The following is an 18,447-nucleotide window of genomic DNA, read 5'->3' as shown; positions in this document are numbered from 1 at the left end:
ATGCACCAGGCGTTCTGGTGCAAATGAACCGGGACGGCCGATGATGCCGCGCGGCAGACTGAATTTGTCTGCGCGGTTTTCTGCCGTGCCTGCAATCACTTGTCCAGAAAATATAAGGAACAACGATGACCACTGTCTATGAATCAAATCGCTTTGCGTTTCAGGTGTCATGGGGCTCGATATTGGCCGGGAGTGCCGTGGCGCTGGTGACTTATCTGATATTCAGCGTGCTGGGGACGGCGATCGGCGCCCAGGCCGTGGATATGATGCAAAAGGGCAACCCGCTGAGCGGATTTGGCACCGGCACCGGGATCTGGCTGCTGGTTTCAACGCTGGCATCGCTGGCCGCGGGCGCATTCGTCGCCGGCCGCACCGCGCCGAATCGCGGCGGCTTGCATGGCCTGCTGAGCTGGGCGATCACCACCTTGCTGACTACCTGGTTGATGGTGTCGCTGGCGAGCGGCGTGGTGGGGCTGGCTGGCAACGCGGTTGGCAAAGGGCTCTCGCTGGCGGGCAGCGGCCTGGCGGCGGCGGCGCCAAGCGTGGGCGACAGCCTGAAGCAACAGTTGGATAAAAAGGGCATCAGCCTGGACTGGGGAAACCTGGAAAGCCAGTTGAACGCAACGCTTAAGCAGAGCGGTAAGCCGGAGCTGGATCCGGCTCGGTTGGAGCAGAAAGCCAATCGGGCGGCCGCCGACGGCAAACAGTCGGCCGTGGATGCCGCGGCCGATCCGGCGCAGGCCGCCACCGAGCTTAAGCAGTGGTTCGAGCGCGTTAAGCAGTCCGGTGAGCCGACGTTGAGCGCCGCCGATAAGGACGCGCTGGTGAATATTGTTGCGGCGCGTACCGGCAAGAGCCGTGATGAAGCGAGCCAAATCGTCGATAACTACGCCCAGGCTTATCAGCAGGCGGTGCAGAAGGTGGAAAAACTCAAGGCCGAGGCCGAGCTGAAAGCGCGTGAAGCGGCTGATGAAGCGGCCAAGCAACTCTCTCGCGCCGCGTGGGGCTCACTGCTGATACTGTTGCTGGGCGCTGCGTTGAGCGCCGGCGTGGGGCGAATTGCCGAGTCAACCCGCCGTAGCGTCGCGGTGAGTTGAGATGGGCAAAAACCTGTCGTGCATCTCGCTGAATTATCGAAAAGTGGCGGGAGCGTCCGCGCCCGTACTGGTCATCGATTTTTGCAACGAGAACAACGAGCGCTACACCTTGCGCTATAACTTGCCGCCGGATACCCCGGAACGGACCGAGCGACGGGTGTCCTTGCTGCTGTATCTGTTGCGTAAGCACAGAGCGGCAGAAATCGACAACCTGACGGACTAATCCGCTCATTGGATGAAAAGCCCAGCTTTGCGTGCTGGGCTTTTTTTTGAGGAGCGGGCGGTTACGGTAACAAACTATGGCGCGTATCGGCTTGGCGCTTGACGGCGGAGAGGCTGGCGCGGTGCGGGAACATCAATGCCCCCGGGACGGGAAGGCAATATATGACCTCTAACATGATTTGTTGATGCATCCGCTTTTTCTGTGCAGGGAAAGATAAAAAAGAAACTCACTGTTGCGACACGTGATTATTAAGCCTGATGTTCAGGCTTTGCGTTTATTCCTTTCAGCTTCCTTAGCCACGGCTCAGGCTTTACCCATTAGCTGCAATAAGTGTTATCAACAATCAAGGCTATAAAATGCGATTTAATTTCTGATGATGAAATTCCTATTCGGCCATGCAATTGATGCGATAAAAAACACTTTAAGATAAAAAATTTAACAGGAAGTGTGATTCTCACTGGCGGCGCAAGTGCTCCTTCAATAGATGCACTTTGTGTCGTTAAATTTTGTTTTTCGATTTTCTTGTGGGTGGATTTATATAACATGATCATTTTCAGTTATTTATATAATGACCTCTTGGAGGGTGTGAGAATAAAAAGAAGAGGGTGTGATTTTTTAGGATTAATCTTAATGACTTAATTTCTTTGCTTAACGATTTTAATGAAAAGGACACGGATTTTATAAATGCAAGGAGCGCACATGGATTACAGAAGAGATATTCTTTTACAAGTATTGGAGTATATGGAAAAGAATATTGTGGAGGGGCTTTCGGTTGAGAAGGTTTCAATTATCTCGGGTTACTCTAAATGGCATTTACAGCGGTTGTTTAAGCATTATTTTGGCATTACGCTCGGGACGTATATCAGGAATAGAAAGCTGAGCCGATCGGCTGTCTTGCTCAAACAGCATCAAGGGAACATATTGGATGTCGCCTTGGCATCGGGGTTTGCCTCTCAGCAATGCTACACCCGGGCATTCAAACGTTTCTTTGGCGAAACGCCCAACAGCTTTAGAAACAGCCGGGGATGGGATTTTTCCACGCAGATCCCCCCGTACGGCAACGATAATAAACCCTATTTCTATCATACGGTCATGCCGGATGACATCGAGATGCTGAAGCATTACAAAACATTAATTTTCCATTCTATAAGGAAATACAGAGATGCCAATGATATTGCGCAGACTAATGAGAAACGGCTAAGCAAAAATTGGGGGGCATATAATGTAGAGAAAAGCAGGGGGAATAAATGCCATGCCAACGGCAAGGAGCAGGCGGTTTTTCACTCCATCTTCAACTTCTATATCCCAATGGGCAAGTATATTGTTATTCCCTTTATGGGCGAGTTGCCTGAGTACGTTAATTTTTTTGAGGGGATATATGACGCTTACTTGCCGGCTATCAACGCCAAAATGAGGGAAAGCTTCTTTATCGAGCTATATAGAGATGAAAATTCAAACAGTAAAGTTATCAATGTCGATATACTTATTCCTGTGACGTAGTGATGGAAAAGGAGACGTCATGGATAGAGAAAATCGCCCCGATTCGATGAATAAACGGCACCGCGCACTCCTGCTACTGTATTTAAGGCTGTCTGCCTTTGGCCGAATCATCGTCGCCGGTTTAGGGAAACGGGCCATTCAATTCATGCTGGCATTTATTCTGTTCATGTTTTCAGGAAATGCGATGGCCAATAATTGGGAACATCAGCCAATCGCGTTGGCAGGAATGACCTGGATGGCGTGCCTGCACCTGCAGGGATGAAATTAGGGCTGAACAAGGGATTGGAGCAGGGGCCGCGGGCGGTCGATGCGCATTGGCTCGATAAGGAAAAATGGCGTCCCCGACTGGAATCGAACCAGTAACTAGCCCTTAGGAGGGGCTTGTTATATCCGTTTAACTACGGGGACGCTGCAGACCGGCAACCGAAGCTGCCGGGGCATTATACCTTTTTTTACCCGCAGAATAAGCGCTTAGCGGCGCGTTTGCTCAATACCTCGCCAGTTCGCGCCGAAATTTCCTCGGCTAACCGACGGCGATCACGGTTTTTCCCCGCCGTGGCGCCGTTTTTCCTCTTGCAGGCGCGCCGCCTTATTTTTGGCGCTCAAATCGTTGCGGATTTGCGCGTGGCTTATCAGCGCAAAGATAAAGGTGCCGCCGATGATGTTGCCCGCCAGCGTCGGCAGGGCGAACGGATAAACGAATGCTTGCCATCCCATCGCGCCGTTGAACACCAGATACAGGATCTCCACCGAGCCGACCACGATATGCGTCAAATCGCAAATCGCCACCAGGTAGGTCATCAACACGATCACCCAGATTTTCGCCGCGCCGGCGGCCGGGAACATCCATACCATGGTGGCGATGATCCAGCCGGCCAGGATGCCGTTGGCGAACATTTCTCCCGGCGTATGGCGCATCACCTCTTCGCCCAGGCTGATGAAGGCGCGGCGCGTTTCGGCGTCGAACAGCGGCATATGGGTAAACGCCAGCGCCGCCAGCGCGGTGCCGATCAGATTGCCGAGCAGCACCACGCCCCACAGGCGCAGCAGGATAAGCAGGTTGCGCGGCGTGGGTTTATGCATGATCGGCAACACCGCCGTGACGGTGTTTTCGGTAAACAGCTGCTGGCGCGCCATAATGACAATGATAAAACCGAAGGTGTAGCCGAGGTTCTCAATGAAAAAGCGGCTGGGATCGTCCGGCAAGCGGGCGTGGAAAATGCCTTTCGCCGCCAGCGAGGCGCCCATCGACAGCCCGGCGGCGATCGCCGACCACAGCAGCGCCAGCCCGTCGCGCTCCAGCTCTTTTTCGCCTTCCATCCGGATCTGTTCATGCACCGCCGCCGCGCGCGAAGGCAAATTTTCTTCCCTGACTTCGATTTCGCGTTTGCCCTGTTCCTGCTCTTCGCTCTCTACCTGCATTGTCTCATCCGGCTCGTGCTCCTGGCGTTGCTGTTCGTTCATGCTGTCGCTCCTGCTCAATAAGGGTGAGTTCACGTCATTAAGCGTAGTTGCCCGGTCTAAATGCGGCGAAATACAGAAAAAGGTAACAAGAGTTAAAATCCGCCGATTTTTTCCACGCATTCTTGATCCTGCTCGCCATATTGGCCCCTCGGCGCGCCCGCCGCAGGCTGCGTGCGGGGAAAGGCTTATGCTATGATTCGCTATCCCAAAGAAAAATATGAGTTCCCTGATGCTGGAAGCCAAAAGTCTGAGTTGCGTGCGCGATGAGCGCATCCTGTTTAGCGAGCTAAGCTTTTCAGTTCAGCCGGGCGATATCATTCAGGTAGAAGGGCCGAACGGCGCGGGCAAGACCAGTTTGCTGCGCATCCTCGCCGGTCTGGCGCGGCCGGACGGCGGTGAGGTGTGCTGGCGCGGGCGCAACACGTTGCGCGATCGCGCGGCGTATCAGCAAGATTTGCTGTTTATCGGCCATCAACCGGGCATCAAAGCCGTATTGACACCCTTTGAAAATCTGCAGTTTTATCAGGCGGTGCGCGGCGCGGTCGAGCATCAGGCCATCTGGCGCGCGCTGGAGCAGGTGGGGTTGGTGGGGTACGAAGATCTGCCGGTGGCGCAGCTTTCGGCCGGGCAACAGCGGCGGGTGGCGCTGGCGCGATTGTGGCTCAGCGCGGCGCCGCTGTGGATCCTCGATGAACCCTTGACGGCAATCGATAAACAGGGCGTGGCCGAGTTGATTAGCCTTTTTGAACAACATGCGCAGCGGGGCGGCATGGTATTGTTGACTACGCATCAGGATTTGGCCGGCGTCAGCCAAACGGTGGGCAAAATTCGTTTGGCGGAACACGACGCGGGGAGTTTGTGATGTTTTTGACTCTGGTGCGTCGCGAATTGAAGATCGCCTGCCGTAAAGGGTCGGAGATCGTCAACCCACTGTGGTTTTTCCTGATTGTGATCACGCTGTTCCCGCTGGGGATTGGCCCTGAACCGCAGCTGCTGGCGCGCATTGCGCCGGGCATCGTGTGGGTGGCGGCGCTGCTGGCTTCGCTGCTGTCGCTGGAGCGGCTGTTTCGCGACGACTTTCTCGACGGTTCGCTGGAGCAGCTGTTGCTGCTGCCGACGCCGCTGCCGATGACGGTGCTGGGCAAAGTGTGTGCTCACTGGGTTGTGACGGGATTGCCGCTGCTGATCCTGTCGCCGCTGGTGGCGCTGCTGCTGTCGCTTGATATGCAAACCTGGCTGGCGGTGGCGGGTACGCTGCTGCTCGGCACGCCGACGCTGAGTCTGATCGGCGCTATCGGCGTGGGGCTGACCGTCGGCCTGCGCAAAGGGGGCGTGCTGCTCAGCCTGCTGGTGCTGCCGCTGTATATCCCGGTGCTGATCTTCGCCACCGGCGCGATCGACGCCGCCTCGATGGGCATGCCGATCGACGGTTATCTGGCGATACTCGGCGCGATGCTGGCGGGCAGCGTGACATTGGCGCCGTTTGCCACCGCGGCGGCGCTGCGAGTGAGCGTGCACTAGCTAACGTATTGAATGAACAGACGGGGCAAGGCCGACAAGAGCGTACCCCGCAGAAGATTTTCGCCGTTTCGAACGCTCGGAGCGGCCGACGCATAAAAATTACCGTGAGCACTGACGACAATGTGGAAATGGTTACATCAACTGGCGCGGCCCGAACGGCTGTATCACGTCTGCGGCCGCTTTATCCCCTGGCTGGGGCTGGCGGCGGCGGCCTGCCTGCTGCTCGGCTGGGCATGGGGCTTTGGCTTCGCGCCGAAGGATTATCAGCAGGGCGACAGCTTCCGCATCATTTATATTCATGTGCCGGCGGCCATGTGGTCGATGGGCATCTACGCCTCGATGGCGGTGGCGGCGTTTATCGGCCTGGTGTGGCAGATGAAAATGTCCGATACCGTGGTGGCGGCGATGGCGCCGATCGGCGCGGTGTTCACCTTTATCGCGCTGGTGACCGGCTCCGCCTGGGGCAAGCCGATGTGGGGCACCTGGTGGGTATGGGACGCGCGGCTGACCTCCGAGCTGGTGCTGCTGTTCCTCTATATGGGTGTCATCGCGCTGTATAACGCTTTTGAAGACCGTCGCCTGGCGGGCCGGGCCGCCGGCATTCTGGTGCTGGTGGGCGTGGTGAACATTCCGATCATCCATTTCTCCGTCGAATGGTGGAATACGCTGCATCAGGGCTCGACCAACATGCAGCAATCCATCGCGCCAAGCATGCGCACCCCGCTGCGCTGGGCGATCCTCGGCTATCTGCTGTTGTTCATCACGCTGACGCTGATGCGCCTGCGCAATCTTATCCTGTTCCAGGAGCGCCAGCGCCCGTGGGTTGCCGGGCTGGTGAATAAGGAGCGTCAGTCATGAATGCCGCGTTCGATTCCTGGCCGGCGTTTTTCGCCATGGGCGGTTATGCCTTCTATGTCTGGCTGGCGGTCGCCGTCACGCTGATTTCGCTGTTGGGGCTGGTGGCGCACACCGTCTGGCAGCGACGGCTATTGCTCGCCGAGATCGGCCGCCGTCAGGCGCGCGAGCGGCGCATTCGCCATGCGCAACAATCAAAACAAAAATCCGCCGCACCGCGGGAGAAATCATTGTGAATCCACGTCGTAAAAGCCGCCTTTATCTGGCGATCGTTGTGCTGATCGGCATCGCGCTGACCGCAACCCTGATGCTGTACGCGCTGCGCTCCAACATCGATCTGTTCTACACCCCGGGTGAAATCCTGCAGGGTAAGGGCGAAAACCATGAGAAGCCCGAGGTCGGCCAGCGGCTGCGCATCGGCGGCATGGTGATGCCCGGCTCGGTGAAACGCGATCCCAATACGCTGCAGGTCAGCTTCAAGATTTACGATGCGCGCGGCGCGATCGGCGTGACCTACACCGGCATTCTGCCGGACCTGTTCCGCGAAGGGCAGGGCGTGGTGGCGCAGGGCGTGCTGGGCGAGGGCAACGTGGTCAACGCGCGCGAAGTGCTGGCCAAGCACGACGAGAAATACACCCCGCCGGAAGTGGCCGACGCGATGAAAGAGAATCACAAAGGGCCGGCGGAAGCGTATAACGCGCCGCAGGCGGAGGGCGCCAAGTCATGATGCCGGAACTGGGCAGTTTTCTGCTGTGCCTGGCGCTGGCGATCGCGCTGTTGCTGAGCATTTACCCGCAGTGGGGCGCGGCGCGGCAGGACAGCCGCATGATGGCGGTGGCCCGCCCGCTGACCTACGGCATGTTCGCCGCGATTGCGCTGGCGTTCCTGTGCCTGGTGCATGCCTTCGTGGTCAATGACTTTACCGTCGCCTACGTGGCCACCAACTCCAATACCCAACTGCCGGTGTATTACCGCATCGCCGCCACCTGGGGGGCGCACGAAGGTTCGTTGCTGCTGTGGGTGCTGCTGCTGAGCTGCTGGTCGCTGGCGGTGGCGTTGTGCAGCCGGGCGATGCCACAGGACGCGGTGGCGCGGGTGTTGTCGGTGATGGGCATGATCACCGCCGGCTTCCTGCTGTTCATCATCATGACCTCCAACCCGTTCACCCGCACGCTGCCTAACTTCCCGATCGACGGCAGCGATCTCAACCCGCTGCTGCAGGATATCGGCCTGATCTTCCACCCGCCGCTGCTGTACATGGGCTATGTCGGCTTCTCGGTCGCCTTCGCGTTCGCCATCGCCTCGCTGATGGCCGGCCGGCTCGACACCGCCTGGGCGCGCTGGTCGCGCCCGTGGACCACCGCCGCCTGGGTGTTCCTCACGCTGGGCATCGTGCTCGGATCGGCCTGGGCCTACTATGAGCTGGGCTGGGGCGGTTGGTGGTTCTGGGATCCGGTTGAGAACGCTTCCTTTATGCCGTGGCTGGCCGGCACCGCGCTGATGCATTCGCTGGCGGTGACCGAGAAACGCGGCACGTTCAAAGCCTGGACGGTGTTGCTGGCGATCACCGCTTTCTCGCTGTGCCTGCTGGGCACCTTCCTGGTGCGCTCCGGCGTGCTGGTCTCGGTGCACTCCTTCGCCTCCGATCCGGCGCGCGGCATGTTTATTCTCGCCTATCTGGTGATCGTCATCGGCGGTTCGCTGCTGCTGTACGCGGTCAAGGGCGGCCAGGTGCGCAGCCGGGTGCAGCACGAGACCTTCTCGCGCGAGACCTTCCTGCTGGGCAACAACGTGCTGCTGATCGCCGCCATGCTGGTGGTGCTGTTGGGCACGCTGCTGCCGTTGGTGCACAAACAGTTGGGGCTGGGCAGCATTTCGATCGGCGAGCCGTTCTTCAACACCATGTTCACCTGGCTGATGGCGCCGCTGGCGCTGCTGTTGGGCATCGGGCCGCTGGTGCGCTGGCGCCGCGATGAGCCGGGCAAGCTGTGGCGCCGCCTCGGCGTGGCGCTGCTGGTGACGCTGGTGCTGTCGATTCTGCTGCCGTGGCTGTTGCAGGACAGCATCGCCGGCATGACGGTGGTGGGCCTGATTATGGCGCTGTGGGTGATCATCCTGACGCTGATGGAGCTGCATGAGCGCGCCACCCATCGTCACGGTTTCTGGCGCGGCCTGCGGCAGCTGTCCCGCAGCCACTGGGGCATGGTGCTCGGCCACCTCGGCGTGGCGGTGACGGTGATCGGCATCGCCTTCAGCCAGAACTACAGCGTGGAGCGCGACGTACGGATGAAGGCCGGCGACAGCGTGGATATCCACAACTATCACTTCGTGTTCCGCGACGTGCACGACATTCGCGGCCCGAACTACAGCGGCGGCGTCGGCATCATCGACGTCACGCGCAACGGCAAGCCGGAGGCGACGCTGCACGCGGAGAAACGCTACTACAGCGTGGCGCGCAGCATGATGACCGAGGCGGCGATCGACGGCGGGTTCAGCCGCGATCTGTACGCAGCGCTGGGCGAGGAGCTGGAAGACGGATCCTGGGCGGTGCGCCTGTATTACAAACCCTTCGTGCGCTGGATCTGGTTCGGCGGCGTCTTTATGGCGCTCGGCGGCCTGCTGTGCATTCTCGATCCGCGTTATCGCATGAGCAAAAAGCTCAAGCGTGAAGGCAAGCTGGAGGCGCAATCATGAAGCGTAAGCTGCTGTTTATCCCGTTGGTGCTCTTCCTGCTGCTGGTGGCGGCCCTGATGGTGCAACTGACGCGCAACGCCGGCGGCGAAGATCCGACCATGCTGGAGTCGGCGCTGATCGGCAAACCGGTGCCGACCTTCAGGCTGGAATCGTTGGATCAGCCGGGCAAAACCTACGATCAGGCGGTGCTGCGCGACGGCAAGCCGATATTGCTCAACGTCTGGGCGACCTGGTGCCCGACCTGCCGCGCGGAACACCAGTATCTCAATACGCTGGCGGCGCGCGGCGTGCGGGTGGTCGGCCTGAACTATAAAGACGATCGCGCCAAGGCGGTGACCTGGCTTAATTCCCTCGGCAATCCCTATGCGCTCAGCCTGTACGACGGCGACGGCATGCTGGGATTGGATCTCGGGGTGTACGGCGCGCCTGAGACCTTCCTTATCGACGGACAGGGGATCATTCGCTATCGCCATGCCGGCGACATGAACGAGCGCGTCTGGCAGCAGGAAGTGCTGCCGCTGTATAGAAAGTACGGGGGTGAGGCATGAGGCTGATTGCCCTGCTGTTCGCCGCATTGCTGAGCTGGAGCGCCGCTGCGGCGATCGATACCTATCGCTTCAACTCCGTTGAGCAGGAGCAACAGTATCGCGAGTTGACCGAACAGCTGCGCTGCCCGAAATGCCAGAACAACAGCATTGCCGATTCCAACGCCATTATCGCCGCAGACATGCGCACCAAGGTGTACGAGCTGATGATGCAGGGGCAAAGCAAGCAGCAGATCATCGATTACATGGTGGCGCGTTATGGCAATTTCGTCACCTACGAACCGCCGGTAACGCCGGCGACGCTGATCTTGTGGATCGGCCCGCTGCTGTTCGTGCTGATAGGCGGGGCGGTGGTGATCCTGCGCACCCGTCGCCGGCCCGACGCGGCGGTGGACGATGAATTCTCCGAACGGGAACGGCAGCGCCTGGCGGCGTTGTTGCAAGAGACTGACAGGAAGAAACCCTAATGGCTTTTTGGCTGATTATTTGCGTGTTGCTGGCCGGCGCCGCCGCGTTGCTGGTGGTGCCGGCGATGCGCCACGGCAAGCAGAGCGCCGCTACGCGCGATGCGCTGAACAAGGCGTTCTATCAGGATCGCCTCAGCGAACTGGAGCAGGACGAGCAGCAGGGCGTGGTGGCCGAGCGCCCGGAGCTGGTTAAAGAGCTGCAACAGAACCTGTTGAACGACATCCCCGTCGAACAGGCAGAGCAGGCGAAACCGATCAACCGTTGGGCGTTAGTGCCGGGCGTGCTGTTATTGCTGGCGGTGACCGTTGGCTTTTATCTGAAAACCGGCGGGTTGGCGCAGGTGCTGGATTGGCGTCTGGTGCAGGCGCAAATGCCGGAATTGCGTGAGCGCGTCGCCAATGAGCGCGCCAAACCGCTGAGCATGGAAGAGATCGCTCGCCTCGGGCTGGGGCTGCGCACCGAGCTACAGCAGGACGATCGCAATATCAATGACTGGATGATGCTGGGGCGCGTCGGCATGGCGTTGAACAACGCCACCACCGCCACGCAGGCATTTGCTCATGCCTATCAATTGGATCCGAATAGTCTGGAAGTGCGGCTCGGCTATGCCGAGGTCTTGACGCGATCCAACGATCCGGAGGATAACAAGCAGGCGACGCAGCTGTTGCGGCGCATGATCGCGGAAAATCACAGCGATCCGCGGGTGCTCAGCCTGTTGGCGTTCAACGCTTTCGAACAGGGCGATTTCAAACAGGCGATCGGCGCCTGGCAAGTGATGCTGCAGCTGCTGCCGGCTAACGATCCGCGCGCGGAAGTGATAAAGCGCAGTATTGCACAAGCAAAAGCCCAGGCCGGCGGAGAAACTGTTAAACTGAATGTGACTGTTTCACTGTCACCGCAGGCGGCGAAAGCCATGCCGCCGCAGGGGACGCTGGTTATCTCGGTGACCGACGGCGTCAGCCCGGTGCCGGTCGCGGTAAAACAATTGCCGTTGAGCCGTTTTCCGCTGTCTTTCTCTCTGGACGACAGCAACGCCATGATGCCCGAGCGTCTACTCTCGGCACAGCATCAGGTGCAGGTGCGTGTGCGCCTCTCACAGGACGGATTGGCCACGCCGCAGCCGGGGGACTGGTTCGGCGAAAGCTCGCTGCAGACATTCAGCGGCAAAGAGCAGGTTAGCGTTCAGATAAACAAGCAGGTCCCTGAAAAATAAGACCGAACGTGTTTTTATGGAGAAAAATATGAACTTTCGCCTGACTGGGGTGGCATTCGCAGCGGCATTACTGGTGGGCTGTGCCAGCGCGCCAGACAATGAGCCGCAAGGGCGTTCCGATCCTCTGGAAGGATTTAACCGGACGATGTTCGACTTCAACTACAACGTCCTGGATCCTTATATCCTGCGTCCGGTCGCGGTGGCCTGGCGTGACTACGTGCCGATGCCGGCGCGTAACGGCATCAGCAACTTCACCTCTAACCTGGAAGAGCCGGCCAGCATGGTCAACGCCTTCCTGAAGGGCGATCCTTACCGCGGGATGATCCACTTCAACCGTTTCTTCCTGAACACCCTGCTCGGGATGGGCGGCCTGATCGACGTGGCCGGCATGGCCAACCCGAAACTGGCGCGCGAAGAGCCGAACCGTTTCGGCAGCACGTTGGGGCATTACGATGTGGGCTACGGTCCGTACGTGATGCTGCCGGGCTACGGCAGCTTTACCCTGCGTGAAGACGGCGGCGACTTTGCGGATACGCTGTATCCGATGCTGAGCTACCTGACTTTCTGGATGTCGGCGGGCAAATGGGTGGTCGAGGGTATCGAAACTCGCGCTCAACTGCTGGATTCCGACGGCCTGCTGCGCAACTCCTCCGATCCTTATGTCATGGTGCGCGAAGCTTACTTCCAGCGCCACGACTTCATCGCCAACGGCGGTTCGCTCAAGCCGGAAGAGAACCCGAACGCCAAGGCGATTCAGGGCGATCTGGACGAGATCGACTCGCAGTAACCGCCGGCCTTATGCCCATGAAAACCCGCCGTCTGGCGGGTTTTTTTACGCCCGCTGCGAGCGACAGGCAAAGAAAAAGCGCCCCGCGGGGCGCTTTGGCATCCATCTCAGGCGAGATTAGAAGCGGTAGTTGAAGTTGGCGCCGTACAGCCAGGCTTTACCCACCGAGTTGAAGGTGTAAGGACCTTCATTGATGGTGACTTTCTGGCCGTGCATGTAGGACACGCCGACGTCAACCGAGGCGTCTTTGTTGAACGCATAGGTAGTACCGGCACTCAGCCAGAAACGATCCTGATCGGGAATGGAAATCGAACGGTTTTGGGCAGGCACCGGGCTGTCATCGAAGGCGATACCGGTACGGAAGGTCCAGTTGTCGTCGTAGAAGTAGGTGGTGCCCAATGCGATACGGTAGGCATCGCGGAAGCCTTCATGCTTCTCGAACAGCGTCTGGCCGTTGTTGCCGGTGGCTCTCAGCTCCTGGAACTGGCTCCAACTGGTATAAGCCAGGCTGTAGTGAACGGCCCACTGCGGCGCCACTTTGTTGTAACCGGACAGCTCCCACATTTCCGGCAGGTTCAGATCCAGAGAACCTGGAATGGTGCTACCGCTGGTGCCCCACGGTAAACCAACGCCCAGCGCCTGGGTAATTGGGTTGTACTGTGCCGGCAGGCTGCTCTTGTAATCGCCGTCGAACTTGATTTTCACTTCAGAGCGATAGGTGAAGCCGTAACGGTTGTTTTCATCCACTTCGTAGAGAATACCGGCGTTCCAGCCGAAGCCCCATTTATCGCCTTTCAGGTGAGAAATCTGGGTATCGCCAGGGATTTGAGCGATCATTCCGGCTTGCTGCTGCGTTAATCTACCGGTTTGTAAGCCTTGAGCAGCCAATAGCTTAGGCAATTCACCGGCGTAACGCTCGAGTTTAGCCTTGGCGTAGACGGCGTCAAAGCCCAGGCCAAAGCTGAAGTGTTGGTCCAGACGATAGGCGCCGCTCAGGTTCAGGTTCAGGGTTTCCAGATCGGTTTTACCGCCGTAAGCGCCTGCGGTGTAACCGTTATTGAATTCGGTCGCCAAACCGAAGTTGCTGGTGACCGAGCCGCCTACGGCGAATTGATCGTTAATCGGGTGAACATAATGCAGGTTCGGCACCCAGGCGGTCGGCGCGATGTTTTTCGCATCCAGACTGGCGCGGGAAGGCGAGGTACCGGAAATATCGACGTCCGGATCGATGAAGACTGCGCCGAAAGAGAGTTCCGGGCGGGTATACATCATCAGCAACGCCGGGTTGCGGCTTGCGGAGGCCGCCGTATCCGCCATGGCGCCTTCGCCAGAATACGAACGTCCTAAACCAGCTGATGAGAACTCATTCAGCTGGAATCCTGCGGCAGACACGTTTGAAGAAATAATTGCCACTGCAGCTGCGAGAGCTGATTTAGTCAATAGGTTTTTCTGGCTCATGACCAAAACCTCATTATGTGTTTATTATTTAAACTATTGTTACACGAAGTAACAAGGAGCGCGGGATTGTAGGGTCCGTTATCGTTCAGACAAATCAGACCAGTGGCTGAAGTATAGGTCTGACCTGTGAAAATGTTGCAAGTTTGTTTTTGAAATATTTCCACTCTGATATCAAAAAAGAGATCTGCTTAACAAAAAGACAGTGGTAAATAACAAAATTCTTACCATTTCTTAGCAGGCGCTCATTTTTATTTGTGATTTCCATCACTTAAAACACCCAGTAAAAGTAAGTGCTAGTGATTGCCGGCTTGGGAGCGTAAAATACCCACAGAATTTTGTGGCTTTGCGCCGGTGAATAAAACGGCAATTTGGGCTGATAACAGAGGCCCTTGAGGAGAACCAACCATGTCAGATGCAATTAATAAATGCAGCGCCCAGGAAACCGCCGCGTGTTGCTGCGTGGATGTCGGCACCGTGATGGATAACACCGATTGCACCGCATCCTACAGCCAGGTGTTCAGCAATCAACAAGATGCGGAGGCGATGCTGGCGGCCCTGAGCGAAAAGGCGCGCGCGGTCGAATCCGATCCCTGTGACATCAGCAGTAGCATTAAACCGGTTGACGGCGGCGTACAATTGGAAGCCGATTTTACCTTCGCCTGCCAGGCGGAAACCCTGATCTTCCAGCTCGGCCTGCGTTAATCCCCGCTTTACCCCCGGCGCCGCCTGCTGCGCGCCGGGGATTTCCTTCCCTGCCTCGTTCCCGATAGAAAGTGCGCCTGCTCGCAGTTTTGATCTCTGCCGGTTTGCCAAATGTAACCGTTTGGTTAACAATGACCTCATCAGGTCAGACCTCTTTCTGCCCATTGCGCTGACGTTATTTTCTTCAGGAGCATTTATGAGTAAGGCACTGCCGTTGGTGACCCGTCATGGTGACCGCATTGCGATTGTGAATGGACTGCGTACCCCCTTTGCCAAACAGGCGACCGCCTATCACGGCATTCCGGCGGTGGATTTAGGGAAAACGGCGGTGAGCGAGCTGTTGGCGCGCAGCGGTATCGAGCCGCAACTGATCGAACAACTGGTGTTCGGCCAGGTGGTGCAAATGCCCGAAGCGCCGAACATCGCGCGTGAGATCGTGCTTGGCACTGGCATGAGCGTCCATACCGACGCCTACAGCGTGTCGCGCGCCTGCGCCACCAGTTTCCAGGCGATCGCCAACGTGGCGGAGAGCATCATGGCCGGCAGCATCAGCGTCGGCATCGCCGGCGGGGCGGACTCTTCTTCCGTCTTGCCGATAGGCGTCAGCAAGGCGCTGGCGCGCACGTTGGTGGACGTCAACAAGGCGCGCACGCTGTCGCAGCGCCTCAAATTGTTCAGCCGGCTGAAATTCCGCGATCTGATGCCGGTGCCGCCGGCGGTGGCGGAGTATTCCACCGGCCTGCGCATGGGCGATACCGCCGAACAGATGGCGAAAAGCCACGGCATCACCCGTGAAGCGCAAGATGCGCTGGCGCATCGTTCCCATGAGCTGGCGGCCAAGGCCTGGCGGGAGGGGTGGCTGCGCGACGAGGTCATGACCGCCTACGTGCCGCCTTACCGCGCTCAGCTTTCTGAAGACAACAATATCCGCAAAGACTCCAGCCTGGCTTCCTACGCCAAGCTGAAACCGGCGTTCGATCGCAAACACGGCAGCGTCACTGCGGCCAACAGCACGCCATTGACCGACGGCGCGGCGGCGGTACTGATGATGAGCGAATCGCGCGCCAAAGCGCTGGGGCTGCAGCCGCTCGGCTATCTGCGCAGTTTCGCCTTCGCCGCCATCGACGTGTGGGAAGACATGCTGCTGGGGCCCTCCTACGCCACGCCGCTGGCGCTGGATCGCGCCGGCATCGGCCTGGCCGATCTGACGCTCATCGACATGCATGAAGCCTTCGCCGCGCAAACGCTGGCCAACCTGAAGATGTTCGCCAGCGAAGCGTTCGCCCGCGAGAAGCTTGGCCGCAGCCAGGCAATCGGCGAAGTGGACGTGGACAAATTCAACGTATTGGGCGGTTCTATCGCCTATGGTCACCCGTTCGCCGCCACCGGCGCGCGCATGATTACCCAGACGCTGCGTGAGCTGAAACGCCGTGGCGGCGGGCTGGGCCTGACCACCGCCTGCGCCGCCGGCGGGTTAGGGGCCGCGATGATCGTGGAGGTGGAATGATGAGCGTCGAAAACGCATTGCACGAGCAGCGCGCCAAACCGTCGGCCTTTCAACTGACGATCCGCCCCGACAACATCGGGGTGATCACCATCGACGTGCCGGGCGACAAGGTCAATACGCTCAAGGCCGAGTTCGTCGAACAGGTTAACGACGTGCTGATCCGCGCGCAGCAGCATACTGCGCTGGAAGGGCTGGTGATCGTTTCCGGCAAGCCGGACTCGTTTATCGCCGGCGCCGATATCACCATGATCGCCGCCTGCACCAGCGCCAAAGAGGCGGAAACGCTGGCCAAGAAAGGGCAGAGCACGCTGGCGCAGATCGCCGCCTTCCCGGTACCTGTGGTGGCGGCCATCCACGGCGCCTGCCTTGGCGGCGGGCTGGAATTGGCGCTGGCCTGCCACGGCCGCGTCTGTTCGCTGGATGACAAAACCGCGCTCGGTCTGCCGGAAGTGCAGCTGGGCCTGCTGCCGGGCTCCGGTGGCACTCAGCGCCTGCCGCGCCTGATAGGCGCCGCCAAGGCGCTGGACATGATCCTGACCGGCAAGCACATTCGCGCCCGCCAGGCGTTGCGCATGGGGCTGGTGGACGACGCCGTGCCGCAATCGATTTTGCTGCAGACCGCCATCGAGCGGGTGAAACAGGGCTGGAAGCATCAGCGCGAGCTGCCGTGGCAGGATCGTCTGCTCAACGGCCCGCTGGGCAGAAATCTGCTGTTCAGCATCGTGCGCAAGAAAACGTTGGCGAAAACGCACGGCAACTACCCGGCGGCGGAGCGCATCATTCAGGTGGTGCGCACCGGGCTGGATCACGGCAGCGCCAGCGGCTATGAAGCCGAAGCGCGCGCCTTTGGCGAGCTGGCGATGACGCCGCAATCGGCGGCGTTGCGCAGCCTGTTCTTCGCTTCCACCGCGCTGAAAAAAGAGCGGGGCGGCGATGCTCAGCCGCGCGCCTTGCATCGCGTCGGCATTCTCGGCGGCGGCCTGATGGGGGGCGGCATCGCCTGCGTCACCGCCACGCGCGGCGGTTTGCCGGTTCGCATCAAAGACATCAATGAAACTGGCATCAATCATGCGCTGAAATACAGTTGGGACGTGCTCGGCAAGCGGGTGCGCAGCAAGCGCATGCGCCCGGCGGAGCGGCAAAAGCAGATGATGTTGATCTCCGGCTCTACCGATTACACCGGATTCGAGCAGGTGGACATCGTGGTCGAGGCGGTGTTTGAGGATCTGGCGCTGAAGCAGAAGATGGTGGCCGAGGTCGAAGCGAACTGCGCGCCGCATACCGTGTTCGCCTCCAATACTTCCTCGCTGCCTATCGGTCAAATCGCCGAACAGGCCCAGCGGCCGCAGCAGGTGATCGGTCTGCACTACTTCAGCCCGGTGGACAAAATGCCGCTGGTGGAAGTGATCCCGCACGCCGGCACAAGCGAAGAGACTATCGCGACCACCGTGGCGCTGGCGCACAAGCAGGGCAAGACCGCCATCGTGGTGGGCGACAGCGCCGGTTTTTATGTCAACCGCATCCTGGCGCCGTACATCAACGAAGCGGCGCGCTGCCTGCTGGAAGGCGAGCCCATTGAATCGCTGGACAAAGCGCTGGTGGACTTCGGCTTCCCGGTCGGCCCCATCACCCTGTTGGACGAAGTGGGCATCGACGTCGGCACCAAGATCATTCCTGTGCTGGTCGAGGCGCTGGGGCCGCGCTTCGCCGCGCCTGCCGCGTTCGATGCGGTGCTGAAGGACGGGCGCAAAGGGCGCAAGAACGGCCGCGGCTTCTATCTTTACCCGAGCGAGGGGCAGCAGCGTCAGCGGCGTAAGCGCGCGGACACCTCATTGTATACGTTGCTCGGCGTCACGCCGAAGGCGCACATGCTGCCGGCGACCATTGCCCAGCGCTGCGTGATGATGATGCTGAACGAAGCGGCGCGCTGCCTGGATGAAGGCGTGATCCGCAGCGCGCGCGACGGCGACATCGGTGCGGTATTCGGCATCGGTTTCCCGCCGTTCCTTGGCGGCCCGTTCCGCTATATGGATGAACTCGGCGCCGAGAAAGTGGTGAAGACGCTGGACTACCTGCGTCAGCAGCACGGCGAGCACTTCGCACCGTGCGAGCGCCTGCAGCGCATGGCGCAGCAGGGCGAACGTTTTTACCCGCTGGGGAGTTGAACGCAGGGCGGCCCGATTTGCACTATAGTTGCAACAGGGCCGCGTTGTGATCGCCATCACTCCTTGCGACAGCGTCAGCCCGTGAGGCTGTACAGCAAGGCTGCGGCAGCGGTAAGTTAGCTTGAGCGCCATCAATAATTTTCATGGCGAAAAGGTTAAAATTTAACCCGTTGAATTGATTGTTCTATGAGCAATCGAGGTTTGCTCGGGGAGGATTGCTGTAAAAAACAGCATTTTCTTTACGCAAA

The 18,447-nt window shown here is 59.2% G+C and carries 19 protein-coding genes and 1 tRNA gene; 17 read left to right on the top strand and 3 right to left on the bottom strand.

Features of this window, described 5'->3' with window-relative positions:
• The first annotated feature begins 125 nt into the window (after positions 1 to 125).
• From ACSBQV_RS13080 to ACSBQV_RS13065, 4 genes are all read left to right on the top strand, one after another.
• Entirely contained in the window at positions 126 to 1,097 is a 972-nt protein-coding gene (locus ACSBQV_RS13080; protein WP_099782542.1) for a hypothetical protein, read from the top strand.
• Between the two features lies 1 nt (position 1,098).
• Entirely contained in the window at positions 1,099 to 1,320 is a 222-nt protein-coding gene (locus tag ACSBQV_RS13075) for a hypothetical protein (RefSeq protein ID WP_033643922.1), read from the top strand.
• A gap of 699 nt (positions 1,321 to 2,019) precedes the next feature.
• Positions 2,020 to 2,820 carry a helix-turn-helix domain-containing protein gene (locus ACSBQV_RS13070; protein ID WP_033643921.1) on the top strand — a complete coding sequence of 267 codons (801 nt, stop codon included), beginning with the start codon at positions 2,020 to 2,022 and terminating at the stop codon, positions 2,818 to 2,820.
• Positions 2,821 to 2,839: 19 nt separating this feature from the next.
• Positions 2,840 to 3,082, top strand: a complete 243-nt coding sequence (locus tag ACSBQV_RS13065) for a hypothetical protein (protein WP_047574210.1) — start codon at positions 2,840 to 2,842, stop codon at positions 3,080 to 3,082.
• 71 nt (positions 3,083 to 3,153) lie between these two features.
• Here the strand turns inward: ACSBQV_RS13065 and ACSBQV_RS13060 are convergent.
• A tRNA-Arg gene (locus ACSBQV_RS13060) sits at positions 3,154 to 3,228 on the bottom strand.
• Positions 3,229 to 3,357: 129 nt separating this feature from the next.
• Positions 3,358 to 4,284 carry a formate/nitrite transporter family protein gene (locus ACSBQV_RS13055; RefSeq protein WP_099817870.1) on the bottom strand — a complete coding sequence of 309 codons (927 nt, stop codon included), beginning with the start codon at positions 4,282 to 4,284 and terminating at the stop codon, positions 3,358 to 3,360.
• A gap of 229 nt (positions 4,285 to 4,513) precedes the next feature.
• On the opposite strand from ACSBQV_RS13055, the gene ccmA reads away from it, so the two are divergent.
• The 10 genes from ccmA to mlaA all read left to right on the top strand — a co-directional run bounded on the left by ccmA (position 4,514) and on the right by mlaA (position 12,367).
• Complete coding sequence (ccmA, locus tag ACSBQV_RS13050) at positions 4,514 to 5,146, top strand: cytochrome c biogenesis heme-transporting ATPase CcmA (RefSeq protein ID WP_047574213.1); 633 nt, start codon at positions 4,514 to 4,516, stop codon at positions 5,144 to 5,146.
• Complete coding sequence (gene ccmB / locus ACSBQV_RS13045) at positions 5,146 to 5,805, top strand: heme exporter protein CcmB (RefSeq protein ID WP_025303731.1); 660 nt, start codon at positions 5,146 to 5,148, stop codon at positions 5,803 to 5,805. Before ccmA ends, ccmB begins: the two co-directional genes overlap by 1 nt.
• 120 nt (positions 5,806 to 5,925) lie before the next feature.
• Positions 5,926 to 6,663: a heme ABC transporter permease gene (locus ACSBQV_RS13040; RefSeq protein ID WP_042785127.1), complete on the top strand. Its 738-nt coding sequence runs from the start codon at positions 5,926 to 5,928 to the stop codon at positions 6,661 to 6,663.
• On the top strand, positions 6,660 to 6,896 hold the full coding sequence (gene ccmD / locus ACSBQV_RS13035; RefSeq protein WP_033651976.1) for a heme exporter protein CcmD: 237 nt from the start codon (positions 6,660 to 6,662) through the stop codon (positions 6,894 to 6,896). Before ACSBQV_RS13040 ends, ccmD begins: the two co-directional genes overlap by 4 nt.
• Positions 6,893 to 7,387 carry a cytochrome c maturation protein CcmE gene (ccmE, locus tag ACSBQV_RS13030; protein ID WP_004936264.1) on the top strand — a complete coding sequence of 165 codons (495 nt, stop codon included), beginning with the start codon at positions 6,893 to 6,895 and terminating at the stop codon, positions 7,385 to 7,387. Before ccmD ends, ccmE begins: the two co-directional genes overlap by 4 nt.
• Positions 7,384 to 9,354, top strand: a complete 1,971-nt coding sequence (locus tag ACSBQV_RS13025) for a heme lyase CcmF/NrfE family subunit (RefSeq protein ID WP_033643917.1) — start codon at positions 7,384 to 7,386, stop codon at positions 9,352 to 9,354. Before ccmE ends, ACSBQV_RS13025 begins: the two co-directional genes overlap by 4 nt.
• Positions 9,351 to 9,902 (top strand): DsbE family thiol:disulfide interchange protein, encoded by a 552-nt coding sequence (locus tag ACSBQV_RS13020; protein WP_033643916.1) that lies wholly within the window; start codon positions 9,351 to 9,353, stop codon positions 9,900 to 9,902. Before ACSBQV_RS13025 ends, ACSBQV_RS13020 begins: the two co-directional genes overlap by 4 nt.
• The gene (locus ACSBQV_RS13015) at positions 9,899 to 10,366 is read left to right on the top strand and encodes a cytochrome c-type biogenesis protein (RefSeq protein WP_033643915.1); all 468 of its coding nucleotides are present in this window, start codon (positions 9,899 to 9,901) and stop codon (positions 10,364 to 10,366) included. The genes ACSBQV_RS13020 and ACSBQV_RS13015 overlap by 4 nt, the downstream gene beginning before the upstream one ends.
• Entirely contained in the window at positions 10,366 to 11,580 is a 1,215-nt protein-coding gene (gene ccmI, locus ACSBQV_RS13010; RefSeq protein WP_033651975.1) for a c-type cytochrome biogenesis protein CcmI, read from the top strand. Before ACSBQV_RS13015 ends, ccmI begins: the two co-directional genes overlap by 1 nt.
• A 28-nt stretch (positions 11,581 to 11,608) precedes the next feature.
• On the top strand, positions 11,609 to 12,367 hold the full coding sequence (gene mlaA / locus ACSBQV_RS13005) for a phospholipid-binding lipoprotein MlaA (protein WP_033643913.1): 759 nt from the start codon (positions 11,609 to 11,611) through the stop codon (positions 12,365 to 12,367).
• A 117-nt stretch (positions 12,368 to 12,484) separates the two neighbouring features.
• Here the strand turns inward: mlaA and fadL are convergent, their stop codons facing one another.
• Positions 12,485 to 13,825, bottom strand: coding sequence for a long-chain fatty acid transporter FadL (gene fadL, locus ACSBQV_RS13000; RefSeq protein ID WP_042785124.1), 1,341 nt, complete (start codon positions 13,823 to 13,825; stop codon positions 12,485 to 12,487).
• Between the two features lie 405 nt (positions 13,826 to 14,230).
• Here fadL and ACSBQV_RS12995 point away from each other — a divergent pair, with 405 nt between their 5' ends.
• From ACSBQV_RS12995 to fadJ, 3 genes are all read left to right on the top strand, one after another.
• Positions 14,231 to 14,527 (top strand): YfcZ/YiiS family protein, encoded by a 297-nt coding sequence (locus ACSBQV_RS12995; protein WP_072145088.1) that lies wholly within the window; start codon positions 14,231 to 14,233, stop codon positions 14,525 to 14,527.
• A gap of 196 nt (positions 14,528 to 14,723) precedes the next feature.
• Positions 14,724 to 16,034: an acetyl-CoA C-acyltransferase FadI gene (gene fadI / locus ACSBQV_RS12990; RefSeq protein WP_099782548.1), complete on the top strand. Its 1,311-nt coding sequence runs from the start codon at positions 14,724 to 14,726 to the stop codon at positions 16,032 to 16,034.
• Positions 16,034 to 18,199, top strand: a complete 2,166-nt coding sequence (gene fadJ, locus ACSBQV_RS12985) for a fatty acid oxidation complex subunit alpha FadJ (RefSeq protein WP_060660418.1) — start codon at positions 16,034 to 16,036, stop codon at positions 18,197 to 18,199. The genes fadI and fadJ overlap by 1 nt, the downstream gene beginning before the upstream one ends.
• Positions 18,200 to 18,447: the final 248 nt, after the last annotated feature.

The sequence above is a fragment of the Serratia sp. B501 genome (assembly GCF_051172315.1).
In the GTDB taxonomy this organism is placed as follows: domain Bacteria; phylum Pseudomonadota; class Gammaproteobacteria; order Enterobacterales; family Enterobacteriaceae; genus Serratia; species Serratia ureilytica.
This window is presented reverse-complemented; position numbering and strand designations above follow the sequence as displayed.

Bases quoted from the DNA above. Each gene is read 5' to 3' on its own strand.
- ACSBQV_RS13080 (WP_099782542.1), top strand. From the start codon at position 126: ATGACCACTGTCTATGAATCAAATCGCTTTGCGTTTCAGGTGTCATGG.
- ACSBQV_RS13075 (WP_033643922.1), top strand. From the start codon at position 1,099: ATGGGCAAAAACCTGTCGTGCATCTCGCTGAATTATCGAAAAGTGGCG.
- ACSBQV_RS13070 (WP_033643921.1), top strand. From the start codon at position 2,020: ATGGATTACAGAAGAGATATTCTTTTACAAGTATTGGAGTATATGGAA.
- ACSBQV_RS13065 (WP_047574210.1), top strand. From the start codon at position 2,840: ATGGATAGAGAAAATCGCCCCGATTCGATGAATAAACGGCACCGCGCA.
- ACSBQV_RS13055 (WP_099817870.1), bottom strand. From the start codon at position 4,284: ATGAACGAACAGCAACGCCAGGAGCACGAGCCGGATGAGACAATGCAG.
- ccmA (WP_047574213.1), top strand. From the start codon at position 4,514: ATGCTGGAAGCCAAAAGTCTGAGTTGCGTGCGCGATGAGCGCATCCTG.
- ccmB (WP_025303731.1), top strand. From the start codon at position 5,146: ATGTTTTTGACTCTGGTGCGTCGCGAATTGAAGATCGCCTGCCGTAAA.
- ACSBQV_RS13040 (WP_042785127.1), top strand. From the start codon at position 5,926: ATGTGGAAATGGTTACATCAACTGGCGCGGCCCGAACGGCTGTATCAC.
- ccmD (WP_033651976.1), top strand. From the start codon at position 6,660: ATGAATGCCGCGTTCGATTCCTGGCCGGCGTTTTTCGCCATGGGCGGT.
- ACSBQV_RS13025 (WP_033643917.1), top strand. From the start codon at position 7,384: ATGATGCCGGAACTGGGCAGTTTTCTGCTGTGCCTGGCGCTGGCGATC.
- ACSBQV_RS13020 (WP_033643916.1), top strand. From the start codon at position 9,351: ATGAAGCGTAAGCTGCTGTTTATCCCGTTGGTGCTCTTCCTGCTGCTG.
- ACSBQV_RS13015 (WP_033643915.1), top strand. From the start codon at position 9,899: ATGAGGCTGATTGCCCTGCTGTTCGCCGCATTGCTGAGCTGGAGCGCC.
- ccmI (WP_033651975.1), top strand. From the start codon at position 10,366: ATGGCTTTTTGGCTGATTATTTGCGTGTTGCTGGCCGGCGCCGCCGCG.
- mlaA (WP_033643913.1), top strand. From the start codon at position 11,609: ATGAACTTTCGCCTGACTGGGGTGGCATTCGCAGCGGCATTACTGGTG.
- fadL (WP_042785124.1), bottom strand. From the start codon at position 13,825: ATGAGCCAGAAAAACCTATTGACTAAATCAGCTCTCGCAGCTGCAGTG.
- ACSBQV_RS12995 (WP_072145088.1), top strand. From the start codon at position 14,231: ATGTCAGATGCAATTAATAAATGCAGCGCCCAGGAAACCGCCGCGTGT.
- fadI (WP_099782548.1), top strand. From the start codon at position 14,724: ATGAGTAAGGCACTGCCGTTGGTGACCCGTCATGGTGACCGCATTGCG.
- fadJ (WP_060660418.1), top strand. From the start codon at position 16,034: ATGAGCGTCGAAAACGCATTGCACGAGCAGCGCGCCAAACCGTCGGCC.